This is a genomic window from Bdellovibrio bacteriovorus (genome assembly GCF_001592735.1).
Classification (GTDB): domain Bacteria; phylum Bdellovibrionota; class Bdellovibrionia; order Bdellovibrionales; family Bdellovibrionaceae; genus Bdellovibrio; species Bdellovibrio bacteriovorus_D.
This window is the reverse complement of sequence record NZ_LUKE01000006.1, coordinates 147,855-174,272: the sequence shown is the minus strand read 5'-3', so window position 1 is coordinate 174,272 and position 26,418 is coordinate 147,855. Positions and strand designations below refer to the sequence as shown.

Below are 26,418 nucleotides of genomic sequence, written 5' to 3'. Positions count from 1 at the left end.
AATTTCCACCTTCGCTTCCGCTAGTTGCGCTGCGCACAACATCGCGGAGAGGCTTCGGCGGACAAGCAGATTACTGCTTACCGTCCGTTTTTACGTTTTTAAGCTGGTCAGCAAACAAGTCACCGAAAGTAGACTTAGAAGTTGCTGTCGCTTTTTTAACGTAATCATCAACGTCCGCTTTTGACTCGCGAAGTTTCACAAGTTTAGCAGACAAGCCGATTTTACGAGCGTCTTTGTCGATAGAGATCACTTCAGCTTTGATCGATTGACCTGGCTTAATGAATTCCTCTACGGCGCCGATTTTGTCAGTAGTCAGTTCAGAGATATGGATCAAACCTTCGATATCAGACTCAAGCTCAACGAAAGCACCAAAATCAGCTGTTTTAGTTACTTTAACATCGTGTTGTGTACCGATAGCGTATTTGTTCTCGATGTTTGACCAAGGGTCAGACTCAAGTTGTTTGATACCCAAAGAGAAGCGTTCATTTTCAATGTCTACGCCCAAAACAACCGCGCGAACTTTTGTTCCTTTAGTGAACATTTCGCTTGGGTGATTTACACGTTTAGTCCAAGAGAAGTCAGAGATGTGAACAAGGCCGTCGATGCCTTCTTCGATACCGATGAAGATACCGAAATCTGTAACAGATTTCACTTCGCCTTCAATGATAGTTCCTGGAGCGTAAGACTCTTTCAACTCAACCCATGGATTTGCTTGAAGCTGTTTCATACCCAAGCTGATGCGGCGGTTTTCAGTGTCTACTTCTAGAACTACAACTTCTACTTCTTGATCTACAGTGACGATTTGAGAAGGGTGTTTTACACGTTTAGTCCAAGACATTTCAGAAACGTGGATCAAACCTTCAATACCTTCACCAAGCTCAACGAATGCGCCGTACTCAGCAAGAGAGACGACTTTTCCTTTAAGTTTAGTTCCTGGAGGGTAAGTCGCTTTAACAGCTTCCCAAGGATCCGTAGTCAATTGTTTCATACCCAAAGAAACGCGTTCTTTTTCTTTGTCGTATTTAAGAACTTTAACTTGGATTTCGTCGCCCACATTCAACATTTCTGAAGGATGTTTTACGCGGCCCCAAGACATATCTGTGATGTGTAACAATCCGTCCATACCACCAAGGTCAATGAATGCTCCGTAGTCCGTGATGTTTTTAACAACACCCGTAACGATGGAACCTTCAGCCATAGTGTCCAAAGTTTGTGAACGTAAAGAATCACGCTCTTCTTCAAGAAGCGCACGGCGAGAAAGAACGATGTTGCCACGCTTTTTGTTGAACTTGATAACTTTGAATTTGAATTTCTTGCCCAAGTAAACGTCCATGTTGCGAACCGGACGTAGATCGATTTGAGATCCAGGTAAGAATGCTTTAACGCCGATATCAACGCTCAAGCCACCTTTAACTTTAGCAACAACAGTACCTTCGATAACTTCTTCGTTTTCTGCTGCTTTAGAGATGTCAGTCCATGCACGTAGCATGTCTGCTTTATCTTTAGAAAGAACGATCATGCCGTTCTCATTTTCAATACGATCGATCAAAACTTCTACTTTGTCTCCAGCTTTCACTTCACGAACGCCGTCTACGATACGGAATTCATTGATAGCGATAAGGCCTTCAGATTTGTAGTTGATGTCTACTAGGACATAGTCAGATTGAACTTCTACTACTGTACCAGTAACAACGTCGCCGACTTTGAAGTCTTGCTCTTTCATGGAAGCATTGAAAAGGTCTTCGAATTCACCTTTTCCAGATTTAGCATTCAAGATGCCAGGATTAGCAGGGATTTTAGAATCTTCTGCATCCAAGAAAGCTAGAACTTTCTGTTTCTCAAGCTCGGCCTTGTTTAATTGTTTAGTCATATTGTTATTAATAACCTCCTACGTAAGAGAACCTCTTTGTGCTCTCCCCGTACCTTTCTTCACTTTAAGTGAAAGACTGGTTTAGCCACCTCCTGAGAGGGAGTCAAAGGTTTTTACGCGTATAGACCAACGCCCCCAGCTGGACCTTTAAGCCCCGTCGGCATGACAAGTTTGTTAGGTTGCGTCTAATCCTTTACACATTTACCCGCCGTCATTTAGATCAAGTCATAAGAACCCTCTTATTTTGGACTTCTATGACGGCAGTTTCTTTATTAATAGCGCTTATATTCGTTTCTGGCCCGAGTTTCGCGGCGCCGCAAACTCTTAATCCCCCTGATGAAAAGACAATCCAATGGCTGATCCACGATATGCCGCCAGCCATCGTGCTAAATTCCGATGATTTGTTGGTGAACTTAGAAAAAGCCGCAGGCCCCATTGCTGGCATGTATAAAAGCCTGAGCCAGGCCCTCCCCCAGTACCACCATCGCTTTTTGCGCATTCCTTTTGTCCGCGCCGAAAAACTACTTCGGGAAAAAAAGCAATTTTGCACCCTGCTTCTTCAAGAAAATGAAGCCCGTCGCCATTTTCTGACTTTCGGCGAAGAGGTGGCCATCACCCTCCCCCCCGGCCTCATAGCATTGAAATCTACTCCCGATACCAAGTTCGTTTTAGACCATGCCCAGGTTTCAGCAAAAAAAACCCTGGATGCGGGTCCCTTTCAACTGGGTGTCGTCAAGGGACGCTTTTACAGTCCCGAACTTGAAACGGTCTTAAAAGGGAATAAAAAATCTTTTAATTTTGTCAGCGATGGCTCGGTCGCCAACCTATTATCCATGCTGGGTAAAGGCCGTTTGGACGGAGTGTTGGGTTTTTATTTTGAGATGACCGATTATGAACAAAAACACCCCCATACGCCGGAAATGCAATTCTTCCGCGTCAAAGAGGCGCCTGAATTTACGACTATCCGCGCCTCCTGTGAAAAAACCGCGTGGGGCGAGAAAACTTTGAAAGCTGTTTCAAAAGTCGTTAAAGATAAAAACTTTAAAGACATTGCTCATCAATATCTTTTATCAACCTTGCCTAGCGATCGGCGCAAAGAATATCAAAAAATATACGACAGCCGCCCCGAGTTTAATACGGAGAAAAAATGAAATTCTTAGCCTTCGTGTTTTTATGCTTCCTCGGAGTCACGTCTATCGCCGCCCCCGATGGAACTTTGAGCCTAAATCCTGCCAACAAGAAAACAATTCAGTGGATGATTCATGAGCTGCCGCCATTTATTTACACTTCAAGCAATGACGCAATTCTAAATTCTGAAAACCTGCATGGCCCCCTGGGCGGACTTTATAAAGTCTTGGCTTCATCCATGCCGGGCTACGATCATCGCTTCGTGCGCATTCCCCTTTTGCGAGCGATGAAAGTAATCAGAGAAAATAAGCAGATCTGCTCCCTCGTATTGGCGGAAAATAAAGAACGCCGCAATTTTCTTTATTTCGGAGAAGAGATCACTGCAGGTCTGCCCTTTGGTTTGATCACGCTGCAATCTTTAGCGCCAAGCAAATATGTATCCGTGAACGCCGTCCCCAACGAAATCATCATGGAACAAACACTCGAGAAAAAACAGTTTCGCTTGGGCTTTGTGAACGGTCGTTATTATCCGCAAGCGCTGACGCCGCTTTTGGAAAAAAGTACGAAATCTTATGGCTTTCATGGTGATGGATCCATCGACAAACTTTTTTCGATGTTACAAGCAAAACGCATCGACGGTGTCTTAGGCGTGTACCTGGAAATGGCGGAGTTTGAAAAAAATCATCCGGGTGAAAAAATGCAGTTTTTTCGTATCAAAGAAGCACCCGAATTCACCGCTTTGCGCGCCTCCTGCGAAAGAACTCCCTGGGGGAAACGCGCGGTGAAGGAGATCTCTAAACTGATTCGCGAGAAGAATTTCAAAGAACTCTCTCACGAATATTTGATGGCTCATTTGCCGCCAGAACGCCGCAAAGAGTATCAAAAGATTTACGAAACTCGTCCGCCCACAATCACCGAAGATTTTTAGTTGGTCACTTCAAAGCTGGTTTCTTGAAAACCGGCTTTTTTTGTCCCGTCGGCAAAAACCCATTCACCAATAACCTCTAAAGTCGCGGTTAGTTTTTTACCCGCAGGAACGTCGATCCCCCCACATCCCAAATCACAAGAGCTGGTCATTTGATAGCCATACGGAATGGGCAACCCCATTCCCGAAGCATGCATCACTTCACCGCTGAATTCACAGGTATGAATTTGGCCTTTGTTAAAAACAAAAATGCGAAAGGATGTCGGCGTAAAGCTGGCGCGCTGCGGATTTGCCAAAGTCACCGGAATACGAAAGTGCGGGGCCGCAAGATCTGCGGCGGCCGCGTTTTTTTCAGCGAAACAGCTCACACCTGCTTGATTTTGTACGACGACGGTTCTTGGTGCCACCAAATAAATTGACGCCCAAGATGGAATAGAAAAAAGAACGGAAACTGCCAAAACGATCCACTTCACAAAAGCCCCCTCTGCCCTGCCATTAAAGTGTAGAAAGGCAACGAGTTCAGCGTCAAAACCTTTTTGGCTATTTCTTCCCGATATATTTTAAGCGACGGAAAACAAGAGTGCGATTGTTCGCAGGCATTTCAAAATCTCGCACCAACTCAAAACCATGCTTGGCCATGGCATTGCTGACATCTTCAAAAGCGCGAAGGCCACCGCCTGGGAACTTTTCTTTGATATATTCATCAAATTCCGCATTGCTGTCCGATGTGTAAGTGCCACCATAGTTAAAAGGCCCATAGATCACAACCCGGCCGCCCTCTTGCAACGCCCCACTCAGCTCTTTGATCAGGGTCTTACACTCTTTCCACGACATAATATGAAAGGTGTTCGCGGTAAAAACGACGTCATACGTGCGATTGGGAATACTGTCTTCGCCCACCGTCAGCTTGCGAGGTGGTGTCAGATTCGGAACCTGACTTTCCTGAATACGACGATTTAATAAAGGCAACGGAGCCGCGGTTTCAGTGGCCGTCCATTCTAATTGAGGAAATTGCGGAGCAAAGAATACCGCATGTTGCCCCGTTCCCGCGCCGATCTCCAAAAGACGGCGATCGCTAGCACGAATCACTTGTTTTAAAACTTTTAAAATCGGCTCTTTATTTCTTTCGGCAGCTTCAGAAACAGGTAAATCCATGTCGATGACTATTTGTTTTTATAACCGAAGATATCTACGTAAGTGATACCTTTAGCCACAGAAGACGAGGGTGTTGCGTTTTGACCTTTGATTTGAATTTTGCCTTCTTTAAAAAGTTCTTTGTATTTCGTGCGAGAGATCTCACGCAAATTCAAATCTTCATTTTGTGCCTTGATAGCTTCTAAAAGAACCGTGTCCAAGCGTTTTTCAGAACGAAGTAAGTCCAAAACGATGCGGAATGATTTGGGTGGTTTTGGGGGGATAAAGTCTTCCATTTAAGCTCTTCTTTCTTTAAAAACGGGAACGCCCTTTTTATAGACTCTACACCCCAAAGGCAACCGACAAAAAGCGCCCGATAAAAAAGACACCTAGACCTTTTTAAAGGCAGGAATTCCCCTCTAATCGCACTTGTGAGACCCTAAAGGCTCTACAGCCAACGAGGTCGCCTTTGAACGTGCAAGAATATTTAGAGCAAAGAAAGAAACACTCCGAATCCGCGCCCGTCTATCGCGAACTTTGCACCGCTTGCATTCAGCCTCGATTTTCTTGTTACTGCCACCGCATCCAGCGCTTTGACCCCCAGATTGATTTTGTCATCCTGATTCACCCGATTGAAGTGCGCCGCCGTATTGCCACCGGCCGCATGTCCTTTTTATGTATGGAAAATTCATTTTTAATTCGTGGCCAAGACTATAGCGAAGACGAACAAGTGAATCAGATCCTGAATGATAAAAATCGCCAGTGCGTGATTTTATATCCCGGACGAAACTCGAAAAACCTGACCGAAATGACGCCAGAATCCCGCGCGCAGCTTTTTGATCCAACTAAAAAGTTAACCATCTTTGTGATTGATGGCACATGGCTGACGGCTAAAAAGATGATGCGACAAAGTAAAAACCTAACCGAGCTGCCGCGCATTTGTTTTAACCCTGAAAAGCCCTCTAACTTTCGCGTGCGAAAGCAGCCCCATGCGGCCTGCTATTCCACTTTGGAAGCGATCCACCACACCATCGAGCTTGTGGGTGAAAGCCAAGGGTTTGCGGTAGAATCACGCGCCCATGATCGCCTATTAACTGTTTTTGATTCGATGGTAGAATTACAATTAAGTTTTATCCGCAAAGCCGATGAGGCCAACAACCCCCAACGCTATCGTCGCCCGACTTTTAGGGCCTAGGAGGTTTTATGAAAATACAGATCGCTTTTTTAGGTCTTCTTCTGGCTTTCGGTTCAGTGGCGCAAGCTAAAATATCCTGCCACGTCGAAGAACCTGTCGAGCTCTATAAATTCCAAGATGAAATACTAGCCCTGCCCAAAAAGGTTTCTTCAGCTGACGAGTTGATCGAAAAAATGCGTGCGCCGCTGCATTGTCTGACCGAAGCTTATGCAAATTCTGAAGACCTGCTGACTAAATATGTGGCCGGAGCTTGTTTACAACGCCTGATGGGTGCGCCCGAAATCAAGGGTTTTAAAGTGAACCGCGGCTATAAAATCGTCAAAGAAGCTATTATCAACCAACAGCTTCTTTCATCAAATCTTTTACAAAAATCCGAGATCGCGGATTTGGCTTCCGGTAAATGGAGTGACTACGTTGTTTTTTGCAAAGGGATCAAAGACTCCTTATGCAGTGATTTTTTGCCGACCAATGATCGCATCAAATCACAGAATGAACTCTTAGGCGCGACTTCGATGTTACTTTTAAAAAGTGCGTTTGTGACTTTTCATGGGGACGCAAAAAAGAAGGTGGCAGAGCAAATTCGTCAGCTGCACCGGGAAACGCCCGCGACGTCCCCTCTAAAGCGCCGGGTGATCGATCAGATCTTAAAAGACATAGACCAACCCTCTTTAGAGCTTCGAGGCTCATAGATTTTTTGGTCGCATCATTTTTTAGATTTTGTTTTTAACGTATTTAACAACTTCATCGACCACTTGGTCTAAGTTCAAAGCTGTTGTGTCGACCACTAAAGCGTCTTCAGGAACCGCCATGGGTGCTACTTTGCGAGTAGAGTCTTGAAGATCACGTTGCTGTTGCGCCTTTACCATGTCCCCTTGATCTAAACCCAGTTCCGCAGCCCGACGTGCGGCACGGTGTTCGCTGTTAGCTGTGAGGTAAACTTTGGCTTCTGCTTTCGGGAAGACCACGGTGCCACAATCACGGCCTTCCGCCACAAGTCCTTGCGGACCGTTGCTGCAGTTTCTTTGTGCGTCTAACAAGGCTTTACGAACATCGGGATAGTGACTGACTTTGCTAGCGAAATTTCCCACATCTTCGTGAGCAATTTGATCGGTGACGTCTTGTTCTTTGAAGTAAACGCGCGTGCGATCTTGCTCCATTTTCACACTCCATACCGGATTGTGAGTCAGGTCTGCTAAACCCTTCACGTCATCAAGATCGATATCCATTTGCAGGGCCGCATAGGCCAAACCACGATAGAAAGCACCCGTAGAAACCCATTGCCAGCCCAAGCGACGAGCAAGTTCTCTACTTACTGATGATTTTCCAGAGGCCGCGGGGCCATCGATCGTGATTACCATTCCCATATTTCTCCGTACGACGGCTGGTTATTTTTGATCAGCCTTTTTCTTTCCTAACGCTATGACAACGTCGGGATTTCTTTTAACACTTCGGCCAAAGCTTGAATTGCCGCTTGGTTTTCGTGTTCTTTACCAACACTGAGACGTAAATGCGTTTTAAAACCGTAGTTAAAAAGCGGTCTCATAATAATCCCGCGACGCAAAAGGGCCTCATTGACCTTGGCAGCATCGCGAAGAGTGTCAAACATGACAAAATTACCCTGAGAGGGGATGTATGGCAGGCCTAATTCTTCTAACTTCTTATAGAAGTAATCAAGCCCTTTCCAACAAGTCTGCTGCGAACGCTCAATAAATTCTTTATCCTGCACAGCTGCATTCGCGGCCACTTGCGCTAAATCGTTGACATTAAACGGTTTGCGCACACGGTTAAAGACCTCGATAACCTCAGGAGGCGCAACCATGGCGCCGATGCGGAAGCCCGCCAAACCATAGATTTTAGAGAAAGTCCTTAAAACAATCAGGTTTTTGTATTTCTTAATATAGTTTTGTGCCGAGGCATAATCGGTCGCGCGCACAAATTCATTATAAGCTTCGTCGAAAATAACCATGACATCATCGCGATTTCCGACTTTTTCCAAAAACGCCTCTAATTCCATCTTCGGAGCGTACGTCCCCGTTGGATTGTTGGGATTAGACACGAAGATCAAACGGATTTTTTTACTTTCATGATGAGCCATGAAGTAATCCGCAATAGCCGGCAAATCGAAACGATAGCCTTCTTTCATCGGGATTTTATGAATAATAGCTCGGTTGGCTGGTGCGCTGACCTCATAAGCATTAAAAGCTGCAACCGACGTCAAAACCCCGTCATGCGGTTCACAGTAAATGCGAGTTAGAAGATCAATCAGTTCATCACTGCCATTGCCAATTCCCAATTGCTGAGTCGGAACTCCCCATTCTTTAGAAAGAGTATGGAGTAGTTCATAATGCGAAGGATCCGGATAAAGATGCTGATGATCAAGCGCGTGTCGAACTGCGGCCATGGCTTTCGGGCTAGGACCTAAAGGATTTTCGTTACTTGCCAGCTTATAAACGGTCGTTAAACCATATTCACGTTGAGTTTCAGAGATGGGTTTGCCGGGTTTATAGGGCACAAGGTTTAAAATTTCAGGAGAAATCTTCACTTTAAAATTCCTTTCGACAGACCCTTCGTCAGAATCCTTTTCTTACAATATTTTTTTTGCTATATCGATGCCTTTGATTTAACAATATTCCTTCCTAAAGACAATGATAGAGAGCGTTTAAAAATGCAGAATAGCTGTGTATTGGGAATCAATGTGGGTGAGTCTTTCGCAGAATACTCCCTCCTGACCGGCGCTAATCCCCTAGCGCAAAAAAGGGTGTATTTAGCCCGCGAGAGTATTAAACAAACTCTTCTATCATTTTTAAGTGAAAATGCGGCAAGCAAACCTGAAAAGGCATTTGTCAGCCTTAAGATTCCCAAAAAACTTTTAGACCACAACTTAAGCGGCGCGGTCGCGCACATCACCACCGAAGGATTTGAGCACTGGCTGGAGCTGACCGGGTCTCATCGCGAATTGACTCAAAAAGATTTGATCTTTTCAGTCCGTGAGCGCGTTTTGGCTAATGGCACCTTAGAGATTCCTTTAACACCCGCGGACGTTGAAGCCATCGCCGCCAAAATTTTATTGATGGATTGCAAACGCGTGTGTCTGCACTTCTTGCACGCCCAAGCCAATCCCACAAATTTAAACGCGGCCGTCGAGATTTTAAGCTCCCAAGGCCTCGAGGTTTTTCTTCCGAAGGCTGATGCGGCAAACACGGAAGTGGAACGTTGGAATAAAAATGCTCTTAACGCCACTATCAGTTCCGTTTTTGCAGATCGTAAAAATGAAATCCTAGGCGCACTCAGTGAAACACTTACTGAAGAGAATGTTTATTTCTTAAACTCTCAAGGCCACGCCGGCGCGGCGAAAGAGGCGCAAGCTTTAGACGGTTATTTTTCTTCATTGACGGCTTTAGGTAAAGTCTATGGCGAACCTCACAAAGCCGATGTTTTGCATTTGGGATTTGAAGCCTTCACCTTGATTTCTCCAGATGGCGAAAGTACACGTTGGGACAGTGACTGGGGCCCGGTAGCGATGTCCCACTTACGCACCCACACTTTGGGCATTCAGCCGACGTTGGGTTTAAGCCTCAATATTTTTGGACACTTTGACTTTGCCACCTCCCAAGACGGCTGGGAGCCAGGTCCGATGTTCTTAGGACGTGGACAAAAACTGGGTTTATTAGATATGTGGGCAGAAAATGCCAAGCTGACCGCCCTGCCGGGCCTGTCAGATCGTTTTTCAGCCCAAGGTATTCAACGCGCTAAAAATTCTTTATTCGCTTTGGCTAAAAACAGTCGTGTGCGCAACACGGACTTGGGTCAACTAACAAAAGAACTGCAAAGCCTTACTTTGCAACGTTTGGCTTTAGAGTCCATCTTGCATCGCCGTTCTAAAAAAATGCGCGTGACGGGCCCTCTGGCAAGTGTTTTCGCCAACGCCTTTAAAAAAGATGCGGCAACAACCATTGAGCCCCTTGATTTCACCGAGTCTACGGCCACCGCACTTTGCGGCGTTCGCTCTTTGCAAGGACAGTTATGAATTATCACGTTGAATTGTTTCAATCTTTGCTGAATGACTTTCTTCAAGGGGAGTCTGCTCTTTTAACATTAGAAGGCGATATCCTTGCTATTCGTGGGACTAATCCGGTGACCTACGGCACGTTGCCAACGGCGGCATCGACGGCGACCAAATATTTACAGCTTCAAGAAGGCGATATCGCCATTTTAAATGACCCTTACAGCGGCGGCAGTCTTTTAGGTGAAATGACTTTCGTGATGGCCGTTTCTGAAGACCTTATTTGGGTCACCCGTCGCCCGATGGAAACCAAGGTCAAGATCTCAAAGTCTGTGGAAGAAGAAGGAATTCGTATTCCGCCAACACCGTTGCGACAAAAAAATCAGCTGAATGAACTCATACTTGATGCGATTCAAGCACATCCTGCCTGCCCGCCTTATTTTAAAGAATGGTTAAAAACACAATGCCAAGATCTTACCGAAAAAGCCCAAAAACTGATTGAGGCGATTGAGCTTTCGGGGTTCACCATTACGGGTGAGTTGATTGAAGACTATTTAGAACTTTCTAAAAACGCCGCTTGGCAAAAAATCAATGAACGCTCTTCGGGGGAGACTCGCGTGGATGTCGTTTTAGACAGCGGCGAGCTTTTGCGCGTTTCGATGGATATCCACGATGGTAAAATCACCTTGGATTTCGGGGGCACAAGCAGCGCAAAAACAGTGTCTTTGACCGAGTCGGCAACTTTAGGCGCCTGCTTTTATACTTTAGCGCGCTTTTATGGTTTTGAGCAGATCGCAAATTCAGGTTCTTTTTCGGTGCTGCAACTGACCAAACCCTCCGGCTGCTGGCTTGTCGGAAAATATCCAGCCCCTACTTACAAAGGCATGACTTGCGGAGTCGCGGCTATCGAAACAGCTTTGGATATGGCGCTTTCGCAGATTCATCAAAAAGGTGAAAGAGCTTTGGACAGTCGCTGTTCTTTGCGCTTTGATTTAAAAAATGATTCTAAAAACAAAGTTCTGACTCTTCACGGGGGCAGCGGTGCAACACCTTCTGAAGCCGGCGCTTCCGCCCACACCAAAGCTTTTTCGATTGAACAGCTCGAACGGGATTTCCCCGTTAAAGTTCAACGCATTGATCATCGTCAATCCACCGGCGGCAAAGGCAAAAACCCTGGCGGCCGCGGTTTGATCATGAAATTTGAAATCAAAGAAGCCGTGGAAGGTGTCTGGATGACAGACCTTACCTTGCATCGTCCGCGTATTTCTAAAAACTGTACACACGGTGACGCTGGCGAAATCCTGATCGAACGTCAGGGTGAAACTAAGAATCTTCCCGTTTTGGGAACTCAACAGTTTGCACCCGGTGATATCGTAACCTTGTGTTCAGGGTCTGGCGGCGGTTACGGCAAAGAATAGCCTGGCCTAGTGCTAGGCCGGTATCGCCAGGCCTTTGTTTTGTGGTATAGTTCTAACATGAATATTGCCAAATACTTTTTCATACTCATATTTTGTATTAGTGGTTTTGCACAAGCTAAAGCTGTGAAGAAAGGAACCCCTATGACTAAGACGGAAGTAAGTTATCTCGCGGGTGGATGCTTTTGGGGCATGGAAGATTTATTGCGCAAAATTCCTGGTGTCACGGATGTTGAAGTCGGTTACATGGGGGGCGAAACTAAAAATGCCAATTATAATATCGTAAAGACAGGGACCACAGGTCATGCCGAAACCGTGAAGATCACCTTTGACCCGACAAAGCTTCCATTTGAAGAGCTGCTTGTTCACTTTTTTAAGATTCACGATCCGACAACCACGAATCGCCAAGGCAATGATATTGGAACCCAATATCGCAGCGCTATTTTTTACACCTCCAACGAACAAAAAGATGCCGCAGAAAGAATGATTGTCCGAGTGGATAAATCCGGAGCTTGGAAAAAACCCGTGGTCACTCAAGTCGTGAAGGCGACTGAGTTTTGGAAAGCTGAAGACTACCATCAGGATTATTTGGTCAAAAATCCCAACGGCTATACTTGCCATTACGAACGTAATATTAATTTTTAAAAAATTGCGACAAGCCTTAACTTTTCTAATCTGCAATAGGGCTTGTTTGAAATCCATTTTTTCTCTTAGTTTGCCGACGAGGGGACAAAATGGACTCAAACAACACAAAAACGCGGCGACCGGATATCGCAGACTTTGATTCTGCCAGTGATTTTTTATTCGAGATGTACATGCATCTGAAAAAAAATGGCGGTTTCAGCCTAAGAAAGCGTTGTCGCGAAGTCGATTCCTTTTCTCAAGCTTTTGTTTCTCAAGTTTTAAATCGTCAGCGCAACATCACTCCAAAAAACCTGCCCTTTTTTGCCGAATTATTTTTTCTTACTCCTCAAGAAAAAGAGCGCATCGCCGAACATATTTCCTCCCGCCCCAGGGGGGGGGGTAAGTCGCTTCACCTTTTAAAAAACTGGTTCAATCCTTACGTCATGGCTTTAGCTGAAGTGCGCGGTTTTTCTGCCGACAGCCCCACGATCGAACGCATGTTGGGGGGACTTTTAAATAAAAACAGCATTGAAAAATCCATCGATTTTCTATTTACGGAAGGGTTTTGGAAAAAATCTTTGAATGGTCAAGTGACCTTGGACCCCTCTTTGCGATCTCATGATCAAGCAACTTCTTCATTCATCGTGGAGCGCTTTCACCAGCGCGCGCTTGATATCGCAAAACGTGGGATTGATACGCACCCTTCTTCTCAACGAAAAAATTTGACGGTTTTACTTTCGGTGAACCAAGAGGAATGGACCGCTTTAAGCCAAGAAATAGAACTCTTTGAACGGCGCTTAAATGAGCTAGCGGCCCGTCCGACCACGGACGCTGACCAATTGCTCCAAGTTTCGATTCACTCTACTCCCATCTCTGTTTCGACCAAAAAAAAGGGATCTTGAAAGATCCCTTTTTTTTTCGCGATAACCGAAAAGTTCTAAGGACGACGGAACGATAACGGATTATTCCATTCAGTTAACAGAACTCTTTACTTTACAGCGCTGCGTCTGGCTTTGAGGAAAAGTATTGGGCGGGGATATACCCTGTCCCACAAGAAGAGACAAACAAACCCATTAGGAGGGATTAAAAATGAAAGCTCTTGTATTTATCGCTGGTTTATTGATCGCTGGTTCTGCATCTGCTGCTTGTACTGAAGGGAACATCGCCCTTATCGTTAAGCACAATGTAACTACGGACAAAGACATCACCGAAGTGCGCGTTTGCAAAAACGGTACGTTTATGACTCCTGCTGAAAAAGCAGCCTACATCTACAACCCACGCACTACTTGTACTGAAGGCTCAAAAGCCATCTTCGTAAAACAGCTTCCAGGTCAAGACAGAGAAACTTCTGAAGTTCGCGTTTGCAAAAATGGTACTTTCATGACGGCCGCTGAAAAAGCAGCTTACGTTCGTAACCCTAAATCTACTTGCGTAGAAGGGGCTTACTCGGTGGCTCGCGCTGACAGCTATTTCCGTAACCTGTCTGAAGAGCAAGCTGACAAATCCATCACTGTTGTTTGCAAAAGCAATAAATGGGTTCCAGTACGCGGTCTATAATAGACCTATTACAGAGGAGAGGCCCCTGCCTTTCCTCTGTAATCTTTACCCATTGAAAAGCCCCGTTAAAGCAAGTAAACCACAGATCAGCAAACTAATTCTCTAGGACGATGATGATGGGTGAACCTCAAGAACTTACCGAATCTAAACGAGATAAGGTCATGTCCCAGATTCGAACCCTTTCCCAAACCTTGGGTGTTCGACAGAAAGATCTTGCGGCCTCTTTAAATCTTAAGCCCAGTCAAATGAATGTTTACATGCAAGGAAAAGTCGAAATGAAAACCGACCGCTTACTTTGTGTTTTAGAACTCATGGGCATTGATGTTGAAAAACTCTTAGAACAAAAAATTATCGAAGCCTCTAAGGCTTCCTTTGAATCTAGTAATAAAGAAAATGTCCTAGCAAAAATCGGAAGACTTGATGCAGATAACCGGGAATCCATCTTCAAGATCGTTAAGATCTTGGGATCAAAATGAGCTAAAGCTCTTATCACTTTGGAAATATGCCAAAGAAGATAGCTCCCAGTTTTCTGATGAAAACCTGAGCGATGAAGATCTATTGGACTTAGTAAAGTCTGAAATTCGCAAGAATCACAAGTTCACCTTATTCTGCGTCATCCCGTTTATTACCACCGAACTGATGGCGCTTAAAAGAACGTCAGCCAAACTTGGCATATCCGAGGACTTGGCCCGTTATTTTTCTTCACGCCTTTTAAGAAGCGGACTGTGGACCGTTGAAGATGGTCGCGTCGTTACAAAGTTTCAATTTTTAGATTTAGGTGACATTTCCGTAAAAGAATATCTTTCAATGACTGTCAGTATTATCGCCCAGTTGTCCGACGATAAACCCGGTACTTATGAAACTGTGTCCTTGGCGACGACCCGCCCTTTGGCTCGAACCTTTATCGGTAAGGTGAATCAAGCCTTGCGGGAATTGACGGAAAAATCTGAAAAAGAAGCCGCGAGAAACGTCTTATTCTCATGGACCCATACCGGTGTGATTAATCTTGAAGTTAAAAACGAAAAAAAAGAGGAAGACTATATATGAAACTCGGCTTAGCACTTATGACTTTGCTTTTTCCGATGCTTGCTTGGACCCAGGGCGTGGGGGGTGGCGGCAATACTGGAGGCGGCGTAAAAATTCGCACTTTCAAAATGGGTTGTATCGAAGGAAGCACCGGCTGGATGAGTCTTTATGTCCGTGGCGAAGTTCGCAGCGTTCCGCGTATCTGTCGTGACGGATCTTTCATGACGCCGGAAGAACGTGAATCATATATCTACAACCCCACGCCTTCTTGCACCGAGGGTAGTTACTTTACGGCGGATGAATACGATTATGCTATTGGCAAAGAGGTTCGCGTCGTACGCAAATGCCAAAATAACAAATGGGTTGTTGTTCGCTCTCAAGCTAAATAATAAATTTACAGTCTGCCTTAAGTTTCCTTAAGGCAGATTTTTGCCCCGGTGGATTCAAGGGCCTTCTTGATTCTTTCCACATGCTCAATGCTTGTGGTTTCAAGGACAAAATCAATCCGCGTTTCCCGCAAGGAAAGACCTTGGGAAACACGATCATGACGGACCTCCAATATGTTTGCCTTTTGGCTCGCTATTGCTTCCGTCAAACGATTTAAATTCCCTGGCAAGTCATCCACGATCACCGACAACTCACACAAGCGTCCACGCAAAATCTGACCGCGATCAATGATCTTTGAAACGATGTTCAGATCAATATTGCCACCACTAATAATGACACAACATTTTTTTCCCAGCTTTAACGGACGATTCATGATCGCCGCCATCGCCGCCGCCCCCGAACCTTCAGAAACAGCTTTGGTTCTTTCCATCAAAAACACAATCGCTTCCGCAATTTCGTCATCACTGACGGTCACGACTTCATCGACATATTTTGAAATAAAGTTTTCATACATCGTTGGTGACGGATTTTTAATCGCAATACCGTCAGCAATCGTCGGCGTGCGTTTAATATGCGCCAAAGTTTCCTTGCGGAACATATAAGCCATACCGGGGGAACGATCACTTTGTACACCAATCACGCGAATGTTAGGACGAATGGTTTTTACTGCTAAGGCAATACCACTGATCAATCCCCCACCACCGATGGGTACAATCACCGTGTCTAAATCCGGAACCTTTTCTAAGATCTCAATACCGATCGTTCCCTGACCCGCAATCACGTAAGGATCTTGGTATGGATGAACAAACGTAAAACCTTTTTCTTTTTCTAATTTTTGTGCGTGCTCGAAAGCTTCGTCATAGATTTCGCCATGTAAAACAACATTTGCTCCGTAGGAACGGGTTGCGGCCGCCTTATTGATCGAAGCATTTTCTGGCATGACGATCGTGGCTTGAACCCCAGCAATTGTCGCTGACAAGGCTACACCTTGGGCATGGTTTCCGGCCGAGCTTGCTACCACTCCGCGCGCTTTTTCTTCAGGTGTCAGATTTGAAATCTTATTATAAGCACCGCGGAACTTGAAACTGCCCGTGCGCTGGGTGTTTTCATACTTAAAATAAATTTCCGTTTCCGCGTTGGCGGCGTCCTGATTGATCAGTTTGCTGGCGCTGATAGAATGGGTCATCTCGGTTGGCGAAATAACGCCTTTCAGATGCTCGCGCGCTTTTTGAATATCGGCAAAAGTCACTTTCATAGGGACAACCTTTTAAGTAAAAGTTCTATTTTTCTAAGGCCCTACTCTCTTCCAAAAACGCACCCGGAGCAAGAGAGTTGATGCAATGCTTCCTTTGCCAAGTCTGCCAAAATCCGCTAGTTTAGGGGGTCACAGGAAAGGCAAGTTCATGAAAACAACCCTGGTAAAGTCACTCTTCCGCGAAACTGATAAATTCATCGATAAAGAAGTCGTTTTAAACGGCTGGGTCCGCAAGATCCGCGATCAAAAGAATTTTGGTTTCATCGAATTAAATGACGGTACTTTCTTTAAAGGCGTTCAGGTTGTTTTTGATCAGAATTTGCCGAACTTTGCCGACGTTGCCGCCCTGTCCATTTCAAGCTCTATCCAAGTCGTGGGTAAAGTCGTGAAATCACAAGGTGCAGGTCAAAGTTTTGAAGTGATGGCCTCTAAAGTCGACATCGTACAAAAAGCAGACCTTGAATATCCTTTGCAAAACAAACGTCACAGTTTTGAGTTCTTGCGTGAAATCGCCCATCTGCGTCCCCGCACGAACACCTTTTCAGCCGTCTTCCGCGTGCGTTCGGTTTTGGCTTATGCCATTCATAAGTTCTTCCAAGATCAAGGCTTCGTTTACGTCACCACGCCCATCATCACGGGGTCCGATGCCGAAGGCGCAGGTGAAATGTTCCGTGTAACCACTCTGAAATTAGATAAACCGCCTCGCAGTGCCGATGGCAAGATCGACAACTCTCAAGATTTCTTTGGTAAGGAAACAAACCTCACTGTGAGTGGTCAGCTTAATGGTGAAACTTTCTGTGCGGCTTTCCGTAACATCTATACTTTCGGCCCCACATTCCGTGCAGAAAACTCAAACACCTCTCGTCACGCGGCGGAATTCTGGATGATTGAGCCCGAGATCGCGTTTGCCGATCTTTCAGCCGATATGGAATTGGGTGAAGCCATGATTAAATCTATCATCAAATATGTAATGGCTGAATGCCCCGAAGAAATGGAATTCTTTAATCAGTTCGTGGAAAAAGGTTTGTTTGATAAATTGAACAACGTTTTAAACAGCGAATTTGGCCGAGTGACTTACACCGAAGCCATCGACATCTTGAAAAAGACGTCGAAAAAATTCGAATACGCCGTGGAATGGGGCATGGACCTGCAATCCGAGCACGAAAGATATTTGGCCGAAGAACATTTCAAAAAGCCGGTCTTTGTTACTGATTATCCAAAAGGCATTAAGGCCTTTTATATGAAAATGAATGAGGACGGAAAAACCGTGCGTGCGATGGATTTACTCGCGCCAGGAATCGGGGAAATCATCGGTGGATCTCAGCGTGAAGATAATTTGGAAATCCTTGAATCACGCATGCGTGAAATCGGACTTCATCCCGAAGAATATTCTTTCTATACGGATCTTCGCCGTTACGGCAGTTTTCCGCACGCGGGCTTTGGCTTGGGCTTTGAACGTATGCTGATGTACATCACCGGTATGACGAATATTCGTGACGTGATTCCGTTCCCACGAACTCCAAAAAATGCCTTGTTTTAGTTCATTTAAAACGCCGGTGAAACCCGGCGTTTTATTAAGAGCTGAAGGTGCCCGTAAAAAGTTCAGCCCTGTCAAAAGGACCGGCAAAATGAGTCCTTATTTTTCGCCTTTAAATGCATTATAAACCCCTGCTAGCCCACTTTTAAGGGCACAGCCTTTGCTTTGTTGAAGTTATTCAATTTTTTGGAGATTTCATGCTTAAAGCTTTGGTCCCCCTTATCTTTGGGATTTTCTTATCAGTGTCTGCATCTGCAGGTGGCTTCACCGTTTCATCTGACTGCCTTAAGAGATTGGTTCAGGGTGAAAATCGTATGAAGGTTTCATTACCTGCCGTGGCCTTAAAAAGATTGGCGAAAGCCTTTGCCGATAAAAACATGTCCTTGCAAGAAGACCCGGTGGCGTTACTGGTGGATTACAGCCGCAGCTCGAAAGAAAAGCGTGCTTTCATCGTCGACTTTAAAGCGTGCGACGTTTTAAGTGAAGACTATGTCGCCCATGGCGGAGCTTACATACTTAAAGGCAAAACCTTTATCGATGGGGATCGCAATGGCGACGGCAAACTTGATAGCTGTAAAAACCGCAAAGGATCAAGTAAGTACATGACCCGCCCCGGACTTTATGTGACTCGCGGCTGCCACCAAAGCGGTAAAAATTGGTCTAAGGTTTATGGGGACTGTGAAGGTATCAAACTGTGGGGCTTAGAAAAATCAAATGCCGATGCCTTTAACGCCGGCGTCGTCTTGCATGAACTCAAAGAAATGAAGCAAAATGATTCCATCAAGGTGATGGGGCAAGGCTGCCCGGCATTTCCAACCGGACGCCTTAAAAAACTTGTGCGCTATGGTTTAGACAATCAAACGCTGGTGTACGTGCACGCGCCTCAATGTTAAGGGCAAGTTCTTAAATCTTATTGTAATTTACATTCAAGCTGGTGACGACCCATTTGAAATACCGTCTCGCCTTGAATCCATTTAACACTTTGAATATCAGATGTTGTTCCACGAACGATAACCACGGTGGCAGTATCTAGTGAAGCACCCGCATACATTTCTGCCGACAGTTTGTAAGTCGCACCATCATAAATTTCAGCGCAAGAATTCGTCGCCGAAATCCAAGGGGTTCCTTCGTTAGGCATCAAAGTTACTTGGCATTTATTCAGACTTCCTTCGATAGCCAAAATTCCAAAATCCGGATTTGAGCAAACAACCGTTGCCGCCAATGAATAAGAAGAAAGAACTAAAGAAGCAGCAAATAAAAGAACACGTAACATGGTCACCTCGATTTAAGTGCGCCGAACTTAAATCGAAATGCGCTAGAGAGCTAGACAAATTTTGGACTTAATAAATTTTTAAAGTTTCTAAACCGATGCGATTTTAGCAAAAGACGCGGGTTCTAAGGAGGCCCCACCCACCAAAAAACCACTGACGTGAGGTTGTTTAATCAACTCTCCCGCATTGTCGGGTTTCACACTGCCGCCATATAAAATCGGCGTGGTTTCAAAGCCCAAAGTTTTAAGAATATTAAAGACGTCCGTGTGAGTTTCAGCAACTTGTTCCGGCGTTGCCACTTTACCCGTGCCAATGGCCCAGACCGGCTCATAAGCAATAACAAGCGGTTTTGATTTATCCGCTTTTTGCAAACCCAATTGCAGTTGAGTTTCCAGAACGCGGAAGGTTTTTTTGCTTTCACGTTCTTGCAAAGTTTCACCAATGCACAACATCGGCGTTAACCCAAGGCCTTGCACAAAAGCCACCTTATCAGCGACTTGCGTGTCGGTTTCTCCAAAAATACTGCGACGTTCACTGTGGCCGATTAAAATATAACTGCCACCTAGGTCTTTCACCACTTGGGCTGAGTTTTCTCCGGTGAAAGCCCCAGAAGCTTGATGATAACAGTTTTGCGCGCCCCATTTGATTTTGGAACCCACAAGTTCTTGGCTCGCAGCCTCTAAAGAAATCGCCGAAGGAAAGAAAACCAGTTCGCCCGTGCTTTGAGAAGACACCTCTTTAAACGCTTTAAAAAACTGACGCGTTTCTTGAGGGGTTTTAAACAACTTCCAATTCGCCGCGAAAATCTTTTTCATCCCAAGTCTCCTAAAAGATTTTAAATAACAAAGAATTTAAATAACAATGTAAAGCTGGCCCCTAACAAGGTAAGGCCGGTCAAAGTCGTGCCGAGCACCCGTCCGTTGCTTTTGCCCGCACTTTTTGAAAGTCCTTGGGCATGAATCGCTCGCCCTAAAACTAAACATCCCCAAAAAGTGTGCAGAAGCCACCACGGAGTTAAGTTCAACTCTAAGACGATCAACATCAAGGCGATCAACGGCACATACTCGGCAAAATTGCCGTGCACCCGCACCGCCAGTGCCATTGAGGTGTCTTTGCCACTGCCGATTCCAATGCGCAGTTTATTTCGTTTCAAAATCACGTTGACCGTTAATAACGCGTACATCAATCCCAAAACAAATAAATAAGGAAGCGCAATTGAAATCGTTAATTGGGATGCGGGCATTAGGCTCTCTTATTTCTAAGAATTTCTAATCCAGGCAGTTTGTCCCCTTGGAGATATTCCAAAGAAGCACCACCCCCCGTAGAAATATGGGTCATCTTATCCGCAAAGCCCGACATTTCTGCCGCTGCCGCAGAGTCACCACCACCTACGATTTTTGTCGCATCACTTTCAGCAATCGCTTTAGCTACGCCAAAAGTTCCTTTAGAAAAGGCTTCTGTTTCAAAAACACCCATCGGCCCGTTCCAGAAAATAGTTCCTGCTTCACGTAAAGCACTTGAGAAGTTCTTTAAAGATTGAGGTCCGATGTCTAAACCCATTTCATCTTCACCAATAGCGACGTCTTTCGTTGTACGCAGAGTGTTTGTGTCGTTGAAGCCTTTAGAAACCACATGATCCACCGGCAACAAGATCGTCTTGTCACGAGCTTCGATACGCTCAATCATTTCTTTGGCATATTTTAATTTATCTGACTCTACTAAGGATTTTCCAACCGGAAGACCTTGAGCTTTTAAGAATGTGTAAGCCATCGCGCCACCAATGATGAAACCGTCCACGATATCCATCAAACGTTCAATGACAGCAATCTTATCAGACACTTTCGCGCCACCCATCACCGCAATGTACGGACGTTTTGGATTTTGCAAAAGTGAATCTAGCATATTGATTTCTTTTTCAATCAAGAAGCCAATACCTTTTTGAGTCATCACCGAAGGCAACGCATGAATGGTCGCATGCGCACGGTGTGAGGCCCCAAAAGCATCGTTGATATAGATGTCGGCATAGTTCGCAATTTTTTGCGCAAACTCGACGGAGTCTTTAGTTTCACCTGGTTCAAAGCGCACATTTTCTAAAAGAATCAGCTGATTTTTTTTCAAAGACTGAAGCAAGGCTTTAGGCGCATCTGAATCTGGTTCTTCCACCAAAATCACCTCGGCATTGAGGTGTTCTTGCAGACGCTTCGCCACAGGTTCTAAAGAAAACTCTTTATCGTCTTTGTTTTTTGGGCGCCCCAAGTGCGAAGCCATGACAATCTTCGCACCTTTTTCCATGCAATACTTGATCGTCGGCAAAGAGGCCGTGATACGGTTTTCATCGGTGATCTTACCGTCTTCCATGGGCACATTTAAGTCCAAACGTAAGAACACCACTTTGCCTTCGAGTTCAAAATCACGAACCGTTTTAATTCCTTTAAGACCGTTAGCCATTAGAGACCTTTGCTTGCCATGTAATTAGCAACATCAACCATGCGGTTAGAAAAACCTGTTTCGTTGTCGTACCAAGAAAGAACTTTCACCATGCGCGGACCCACAACCATCGTTGAAGCCAGATCCACGATGCTTGAGTGCTTATTGCCGTTGTAATCAACGCTGACAAGTTCCTTTTTCTCTACCGCCAAGATGCCTTTCAATGCCCCTTGAGAAGCCGCAATCAAAGCTTCATTCACCGCTTGAACAGTGACATCTTTTTTAGCTTGAAAAGTGAAATCCACCAAAGATACGTTCGGCGTTGGAACACGAACCGAAATACCGTCGATACGACCTTTCAGTTCTGGCAATACCAAGCCCACGTTTTTTGCGGCCCCCGTCGTTGTCGGGATCATACTTACCGCCGCAGCACGCGCACGTCTCATGTCGCTGTGAGGAGCATCCAAGATTTTTTGATCATTCGTGTAAGAGTGGATCGTCATCATGGTGCCGTGTTCGATACCAAAAGTATCGTTCAATACTTTTGCCAAAGGAGCTAAGCAGTTCGTAGTGCAAGAGGCGTTTGAAACAACATGATGCTGAGCAGGATTGTAAGCCTCGTGATTGATACCATACACAAGTGTAAGATCCGCGCCTTTTTCAGCAGGACCTGAAACCAAAACACGCTTCGCGCCCGCTTCGATGTGGGTCATGAAATCTTTTTTCTCTTTAAATGCACCCGTACATTCAAGGACCATGTCCACGCCCCATTGTTTCCAAGGGATTTCTGCGGGATTGCGGTATTTAGTTACGGCAATTTTTTTTCCGTTAACAACAAGCGCTTCGCCTTCAGTTGAAACATCGGCGTTGAAAACGCCGTGAGCCGAGTCATATTTCAACAAGTGGGCATTGCCCTCTAAACTGTCCAAAGAATTGATCGCCACGATCTCCATATTTTCAAAACCCGCGCGATAAAGAACGCGACCAATACGACCAAAACCATTGATACCAACACGCAATTTTGCCATGACTTAGCTCCTCTGTTTTAAACCGCCTCACTATCGGCCTTTGGGAAAAAAAAAGCCAGCCTAGACGCTCGTGGTCAGACTGGCTTTAAGAGGGCTAAATTCTGTCGCTTTTAAGATACGCTTTTCGTGTCTAGAAGCGGCTGACATCCATTCGAGGAGTGTCGTAATCTCCGGTGGCTTGAATCACTAGATCTGCATAGCCTCCCATGGCTTCAGCACGGATGTCGATCGCTCGAATCGCCTCACCGTTAAAGTACGAAGCTCCGACCGAGCTTGGAGAGTAAAATACTGGAGAGGGGCTCATCTGTGGCACATAGAATGTGCGACCTGACCAAGTATGAACTTTCACTTCATGAAGACGCACACCCGCAGCCACCACCGTGACATCGAAATAACGAAGAACAACTGGGTTTCTGAAAGATACACGGAACCACTCTCCACCGGTTGCACGCGTCACAGAAGAAACGAAAACGGAGTCTCTGTAATCTGGAGCTGGCGCAGGCCAAGGACGACCTTCACCTGGGCGGCCTGGGAAAGGGTACCCAGGACTTGGTCTACCATGTCCTGGGCGACCACCATCGCCGGGACGACCATGACCAGGGCCACCGGGTCTGCCATCACCGGGACGACCGGGTCTTTCACCAGGTCTGCCGTCGCCAGGTCTACCGTCTCCAGGACGGCCATCGCCTGGGCGTCCATCTCCGGGACGTCCCTCTCCTGGAGGGCGCGGGCGAAGCTGACCATATGCAGGTGCCGTTAAGTAACTTACTGAGGCCATCAAAAGGACCGACAAGACGATTTGTTTTTTCATTGGAAACTCCTTAGTTCTTCAACAATCTTTTACGACGAAAAATCCCTATTCCAATTCTTATGCCATCGTTTTGGTGTCAAAAGGGGTCCAAAGAGAATTAAAATGCTTTATAAAAGCGCAAAGCCGACAGAATCATCCGTCGGCTTTGTCGTTTATTGAAAAGTCGTGAAATTTTTTAGGGACGAAGTGAATCCACTCGCACTAGATATTGCTTACCCAAAATTCCGATTTCAACACGAGCCGTTCCGTTAGAGTAAATTTCTAACACCAACGCCGAGGACACTCCGTACCTCACACGTTGCCCGACGCAGATGTTTTTCATGCAGCGGATATTCTTGGTCAGACTGTTATGATTCACCCACAAGACGCGATTTTGATTATCCATACGCACCTTAGCCGTGCCGTTAGAATAAATACCTAAAATGGTCGCGCCATTTCCTTGGATCAAAACTTTTTCACCCACACAGCTGCGCGCGGAACCTTCCGTACATTGCAGCGACTTGGCTAATTGATTTGAACCCACAGTGAGAGTCGCCGTTGACCCTTCCAAGCGAATCAAAATTCGTTCTTCAGATAAAACCTCAACCACGGTGCCGTCATAACGATTTTTATATAAAATACCGTCGCCAACACAGATGCCATCTTTGCTGCATCCCTGGTTCTGCTCAGAAACGAAGTACATATCCACCACAATCTTCTGCCCGTTGCGCAAAGATAAGTACACCCAGCCCGAAGAGAAAATATTAATAATCTGTGCCTTAGTGCCATTATAATAAACTTTTTTACCTTCACACAAAGTTCCCACACAGCGCGTGGATTTTTCTAAGAAGGCCCTATCCACGTCTTCGCGTTTGCCATCGGCAAAAACCACGGTCGCATAGTCATCGGCTAAAACTTTTAGCACCTTGCCCACGATGTTGCTGTTGTAAAGGACGGTATCGCCCACCCGGATGTTATAAGAGTCGTCAGGTTCCGGAGCCGGCGATGGCGACGGCGTTACCGTCGGCGCTGGCGTCGGATTTGGAGCCGGCGTTGCGGTGGGACTTGGCGATGGCTCTGGTGTGGCCGTAGGTGCCGGAACCGGTGATGGCGCCGGCTTAGGCGCCTCCACCTTCAATAAAAGCTTTGGAACTTCTGATTTAGAAAGTGCGGTCAAAATAATATCGGCTTCACCAGAATAAGATTCGGTCACTAGTTCAATAGACGCAATGGCATTTTGAGTTCCCAGATTTTTAGAAGAAACCAAAGTGCCTGTCTCAAAAACGGATGTGTTGTTAAACTCAGAAACTAAAAAGCGTTCGCCTTGTTCCGTGATCAAAGTCACCGAATAGAATTTCACTTTGCTTAAGGTGACCCGCACATCAAGGCGCGACAAAGGCAGTGGTTTATGCAAACGAGCTGTATAAACAGTTCCACCCGTACGGCGAGAAAGACCGCCAATCGTCAACGATCCGGCATATTCTCCGGCGGCGGGCTGCTGACCGGAGCCTGGGGATCCGGATTGCGATGAGCTGTCGCCCCCTGGATCAGGAAGATCTGCAAAGTCCGCATGGCCTGTGGACTGCAATAACAATGACACCGTTAAAATTAAAATCAAACTGCGCTTCATGAACCGCTATCTCCAAATTATCTTACGAAAATAAGTTCGCGGATGAAAACAAGTGCGGTCTGCCCGTTCAACGGATTGCGCACGCGTGCTTGGCCATTGCGATAGATATCCGTAATTTTCACCGTGATACCACGATAGCGGACCGTATCCCCAGTACAAAATTCATTATTGCTGGTGCATTGTTGAAATTGCACTTGTGGGATCGGCGCGGGCTCATATCTACTAAGCTTTGTTAAATATCCCACCTCTTCCAAGAACTCATAGCCGTCCACAACTCGGCGAACCGCCGCCGTTCCATTTTCAAATATCATCGAGATCACGCCCTCATAACCGTCAGAGGAAACACGATCATTCACACAGAAAGATCCGTAACATTGAGTCGCGGCCGACAAATCATTCGCAGACACGGTACGTCCGCCCTCGATCAAAATATAACCGCGCCCTAAATTTTGCACCACCGTCGTCACCCACTGGATGTAAGAACATTTGCGGTCACAAGCCAGTAAAACTCTCATGCCCGGTCTGAATTTCGCACTTCCGTAATAGATAACGCTGCCGTTACCAGGACTGTAGGAATCATTCACGGTCGGATCTTCAGGCTCATAGGTGTCGGGATTATAGGAATCTTCTGGCATCGTCGGCGTAACCACGACGGGAGTTTGGGGCTTCACTTCCTGGCGCAAAGACATCTTGGGCACATCTGAAGAGGCCAGCGCCGTCAAAATCACGTCAGCTTCGCCACCATAGGCTTCCATCAGAATCTCAATCGAAGCCACGTTTTCATTCAGCGTGATATTTTCTGAATTCACCACGGCATTGGTTTCTAACACCGCCGACGTGCTTAACTGACGAACAGAAATTTTATTACCTGAAGTGGTCACAAGGGTTGCAGAGTAAATCTTAACCCGATTTGAAGAAACGCGAACATCCAAGCGCTGCAAGCGAACGGCCGTCGCAAAATCAACCTTATATAAGGTCCCGCCGGTTTTACGCGAAATCGACCCCACCCGCAAAATACCCGCATACTGAGTTTGCGTTTGCGGTGTTGCCTGATTGTGAGGAGTCACTTGGGTCTGACCGCCGGTATCGCCACCTGGATCCGGAAGATCCACCAATTGGGCGAGTGCCAGGCTTTGCGCCAAAGTGATGACAAATAAACTACCCGCGAGTAAGGAACGCTTCATAAAATCTCCTGGGGTTTTAATCCGCCAGAATA

The 26,418-nt window shown here is 45.8% G+C and carries 29 protein-coding genes; 14 read left to right on the top strand and 15 right to left on the bottom strand.

Annotated features, from left to right (window positions below; all coding sequences use genetic code 11):
* Positions 1–70: 70 nt before the first annotated feature.
* Positions 71–1,870, bottom strand: a complete 1,800-nt coding sequence (locus tag AZI86_RS17710) for a 30S ribosomal protein S1 (protein ID WP_081111987.1) — start codon at positions 1,868–1,870, stop codon at positions 71–73.
* Between the two features lie 254 nt (positions 1,871–2,124).
* Here AZI86_RS17710 and AZI86_RS17705 point away from each other — a divergent pair, with 254 nt between their 5' ends.
* Together AZI86_RS17705 and AZI86_RS17700 are read left to right on the top strand one after the other, a co-directional pair.
* Positions 2,125–3,021: a TIGR02285 family protein gene (locus AZI86_RS17705; RefSeq protein WP_061836626.1), complete on the top strand. Its 897-nt coding sequence runs from the start codon at positions 2,125–2,127 to the stop codon at positions 3,019–3,021.
* Positions 3,018–3,926, top strand: coding sequence for a TIGR02285 family protein (locus AZI86_RS17700; protein ID WP_061836625.1), 909 nt, complete (start codon positions 3,018–3,020; stop codon positions 3,924–3,926). Before AZI86_RS17705 ends, AZI86_RS17700 begins: the two co-directional genes overlap by 4 nt.
* Here AZI86_RS17700 and AZI86_RS17695 read toward each other — a convergent pair.
* The 3 genes from AZI86_RS17695 to AZI86_RS17685 form a co-directional block, all read right to left on the bottom strand.
* Positions 3,923–4,396 carry a hypothetical protein gene (locus tag AZI86_RS17695; RefSeq protein ID WP_061836624.1) on the bottom strand — a complete coding sequence of 158 codons (474 nt, stop codon included), beginning with the start codon at positions 4,394–4,396 and terminating at the stop codon, positions 3,923–3,925. The two genes, AZI86_RS17700 and AZI86_RS17695, sit on opposite strands and share 4 nt — an antisense overlap.
* A 67-nt stretch (positions 4,397–4,463) precedes the next feature.
* On the bottom strand, positions 4,464–5,078 hold the full coding sequence (locus AZI86_RS17690) for a DUF938 domain-containing protein (protein ID WP_061836623.1): 615 nt from the start codon (positions 5,076–5,078) through the stop codon (positions 4,464–4,466).
* An 8-nt stretch (positions 5,079–5,086) separates the two neighbouring features.
* The gene (locus tag AZI86_RS17685; protein ID WP_061836622.1) at positions 5,087–5,353 is read right to left on the bottom strand and encodes a hypothetical protein; all 267 of its coding nucleotides are present in this window, start codon (positions 5,351–5,353) and stop codon (positions 5,087–5,089) included.
* 179 nt (positions 5,354–5,532) lie between these two features.
* Between AZI86_RS17685 and AZI86_RS17680 the strand changes: the two genes are divergently transcribed.
* Entirely contained in the window at positions 5,533–6,252 is a 720-nt protein-coding gene (locus tag AZI86_RS17680) for a tRNA-uridine aminocarboxypropyltransferase (RefSeq protein ID WP_253716027.1), read from the top strand.
* An 8-nt stretch (positions 6,253–6,260) separates the two neighbouring features.
* On the top strand, positions 6,261–6,941 hold the full coding sequence (locus AZI86_RS17675; protein ID WP_061836620.1) for a hypothetical protein: 681 nt from the start codon (positions 6,261–6,263) through the stop codon (positions 6,939–6,941).
* A gap of 21 nt (positions 6,942–6,962) precedes the next feature.
* Here AZI86_RS17675 and cmk read toward each other — a convergent pair whose 3' ends face one another.
* On the bottom strand, positions 6,963–7,616 hold the full coding sequence (gene cmk / locus AZI86_RS17670; RefSeq protein ID WP_061836619.1) for a (d)CMP kinase: 654 nt from the start codon (positions 7,614–7,616) through the stop codon (positions 6,963–6,965).
* A gap of 53 nt (positions 7,617–7,669) precedes the next feature.
* A complete protein-coding gene (hisC, locus tag AZI86_RS17665) occupies positions 7,670–8,794 on the bottom strand; it encodes a histidinol-phosphate transaminase (protein WP_061836618.1) in 1,125 nt (374 codons plus the stop codon).
* A gap of 123 nt (positions 8,795–8,917) precedes the next feature.
* On the opposite strand from hisC, the gene AZI86_RS17660 reads away from it, so the two are divergent.
* From AZI86_RS17660 to AZI86_RS17625, 8 genes are all read left to right on the top strand, one after another.
* On the top strand, positions 8,918–10,279 hold the full coding sequence (locus AZI86_RS17660) for a hydantoin utilization protein (protein ID WP_061836617.1): 1,362 nt from the start codon (positions 8,918–8,920) through the stop codon (positions 10,277–10,279).
* A complete protein-coding gene (locus AZI86_RS17655; RefSeq protein WP_061836616.1) occupies positions 10,276–11,673 on the top strand; it encodes a hydantoinase B/oxoprolinase family protein in 1,398 nt (465 codons plus the stop codon). Before AZI86_RS17660 ends, AZI86_RS17655 begins: the two co-directional genes overlap by 4 nt.
* A gap of 141 nt (positions 11,674–11,814) precedes the next feature.
* Positions 11,815–12,315 carry a peptide-methionine (S)-S-oxide reductase MsrA gene (gene msrA, locus AZI86_RS17650; RefSeq protein WP_061836615.1) on the top strand — a complete coding sequence of 167 codons (501 nt, stop codon included), beginning with the start codon at positions 11,815–11,817 and terminating at the stop codon, positions 12,313–12,315.
* 89 nt (positions 12,316–12,404) lie between these two features.
* Complete coding sequence (locus AZI86_RS17645) at positions 12,405–13,196, top strand: TIGR02147 family protein (RefSeq protein ID WP_061836614.1); 792 nt, start codon at positions 12,405–12,407, stop codon at positions 13,194–13,196.
* A 187-nt stretch (positions 13,197–13,383) separates the two neighbouring features.
* Positions 13,384–13,851 (top strand): hypothetical protein, encoded by a 468-nt coding sequence (locus AZI86_RS17640; RefSeq protein WP_061836613.1) that lies wholly within the window; start codon positions 13,384–13,386, stop codon positions 13,849–13,851.
* Positions 13,852–13,961: 110 nt separating this feature from the next.
* On the top strand, positions 13,962–14,327 hold the full coding sequence (locus AZI86_RS17635) for a helix-turn-helix domain-containing protein (protein WP_172798023.1): 366 nt from the start codon (positions 13,962–13,964) through the stop codon (positions 14,325–14,327).
* Entirely contained in the window at positions 14,272–14,898 is a 627-nt protein-coding gene (locus AZI86_RS17630; protein ID WP_061836611.1) for a hypothetical protein, read from the top strand. The genes AZI86_RS17635 and AZI86_RS17630 overlap by 56 nt, the downstream gene beginning before the upstream one ends.
* On the top strand, positions 14,895–15,266 hold the full coding sequence (locus AZI86_RS17625) for a hypothetical protein (protein WP_061836610.1): 372 nt from the start codon (positions 14,895–14,897) through the stop codon (positions 15,264–15,266). Before AZI86_RS17630 ends, AZI86_RS17625 begins: the two co-directional genes overlap by 4 nt.
* A gap of 17 nt (positions 15,267–15,283) precedes the next feature.
* Here AZI86_RS17625 and ilvA read toward each other — a convergent pair whose 3' ends face one another.
* A complete protein-coding gene (gene ilvA, locus AZI86_RS17620) occupies positions 15,284–16,519 on the bottom strand; it encodes a threonine ammonia-lyase (protein ID WP_061836609.1) in 1,236 nt (411 codons plus the stop codon).
* Positions 16,520–16,667: 148 nt separating this feature from the next.
* On the opposite strand from ilvA, the gene asnS reads away from it, so the two are divergent.
* The gene (gene asnS / locus AZI86_RS17615) at positions 16,668–18,059 is read left to right on the top strand and encodes an asparagine--tRNA ligase (RefSeq protein WP_061836802.1); all 1,392 of its coding nucleotides are present in this window, start codon (positions 16,668–16,670) and stop codon (positions 18,057–18,059) included.
* 194 nt (positions 18,060–18,253) lie between these two features.
* Positions 18,254–18,949, top strand: coding sequence for a murein L,D-transpeptidase catalytic domain-containing protein (locus tag AZI86_RS17610; protein ID WP_061836608.1), 696 nt, complete (start codon positions 18,254–18,256; stop codon positions 18,947–18,949).
* A 17-nt stretch (positions 18,950–18,966) separates the two neighbouring features.
* Here the strand turns inward: AZI86_RS17610 and AZI86_RS17605 are convergent, their stop codons facing one another.
* The 8 genes from AZI86_RS17605 to AZI86_RS17570 form a co-directional block, all read right to left on the bottom strand.
* Positions 18,967–19,329, bottom strand: coding sequence for a hypothetical protein (locus AZI86_RS17605; protein WP_061836607.1), 363 nt, complete (start codon positions 19,327–19,329; stop codon positions 18,967–18,969).
* Between the two features lie 87 nt (positions 19,330–19,416).
* Positions 19,417–20,142, bottom strand: a complete 726-nt coding sequence (gene tpiA / locus AZI86_RS17600; protein ID WP_061836606.1) for a triose-phosphate isomerase — start codon at positions 20,140–20,142, stop codon at positions 19,417–19,419.
* Positions 20,143–20,162: 20 nt separating this feature from the next.
* Positions 20,163–20,570: an MAPEG family protein gene (locus AZI86_RS17595; protein WP_061836605.1), complete on the bottom strand. Its 408-nt coding sequence runs from the start codon at positions 20,568–20,570 to the stop codon at positions 20,163–20,165.
* The gene (locus tag AZI86_RS17590; protein WP_061836604.1) at positions 20,570–21,775 is read right to left on the bottom strand and encodes a phosphoglycerate kinase; all 1,206 of its coding nucleotides are present in this window, start codon (positions 21,773–21,775) and stop codon (positions 20,570–20,572) included. The genes AZI86_RS17595 and AZI86_RS17590 overlap by 1 nt, the downstream gene beginning before the upstream one ends.
* Positions 21,775–22,782 carry a type I glyceraldehyde-3-phosphate dehydrogenase gene (gene gap / locus AZI86_RS17585; protein WP_061836603.1) on the bottom strand — a complete coding sequence of 336 codons (1,008 nt, stop codon included), beginning with the start codon at positions 22,780–22,782 and terminating at the stop codon, positions 21,775–21,777. Before gap ends, AZI86_RS17590 begins: the two co-directional genes overlap by 1 nt.
* A gap of 130 nt (positions 22,783–22,912) precedes the next feature.
* Positions 22,913–23,593 carry a beta-sandwich domain-containing protein gene (locus tag AZI86_RS19350; protein WP_061836602.1) on the bottom strand — a complete coding sequence of 227 codons (681 nt, stop codon included), beginning with the start codon at positions 23,591–23,593 and terminating at the stop codon, positions 22,913–22,915.
* Between the two features lie 175 nt (positions 23,594–23,768).
* The gene (locus AZI86_RS19470; protein ID WP_061836601.1) at positions 23,769–25,202 is read right to left on the bottom strand and encodes a beta-sandwich domain-containing protein; all 1,434 of its coding nucleotides are present in this window, start codon (positions 25,200–25,202) and stop codon (positions 23,769–23,771) included.
* Between the two features lie 17 nt (positions 25,203–25,219).
* Positions 25,220–26,386: a beta-sandwich domain-containing protein gene (locus AZI86_RS17570; protein WP_061836600.1), complete on the bottom strand. Its 1,167-nt coding sequence runs from the start codon at positions 26,384–26,386 to the stop codon at positions 25,220–25,222.
* Between the last annotated feature and the right edge of the window lie 32 nt (positions 26,387–26,418).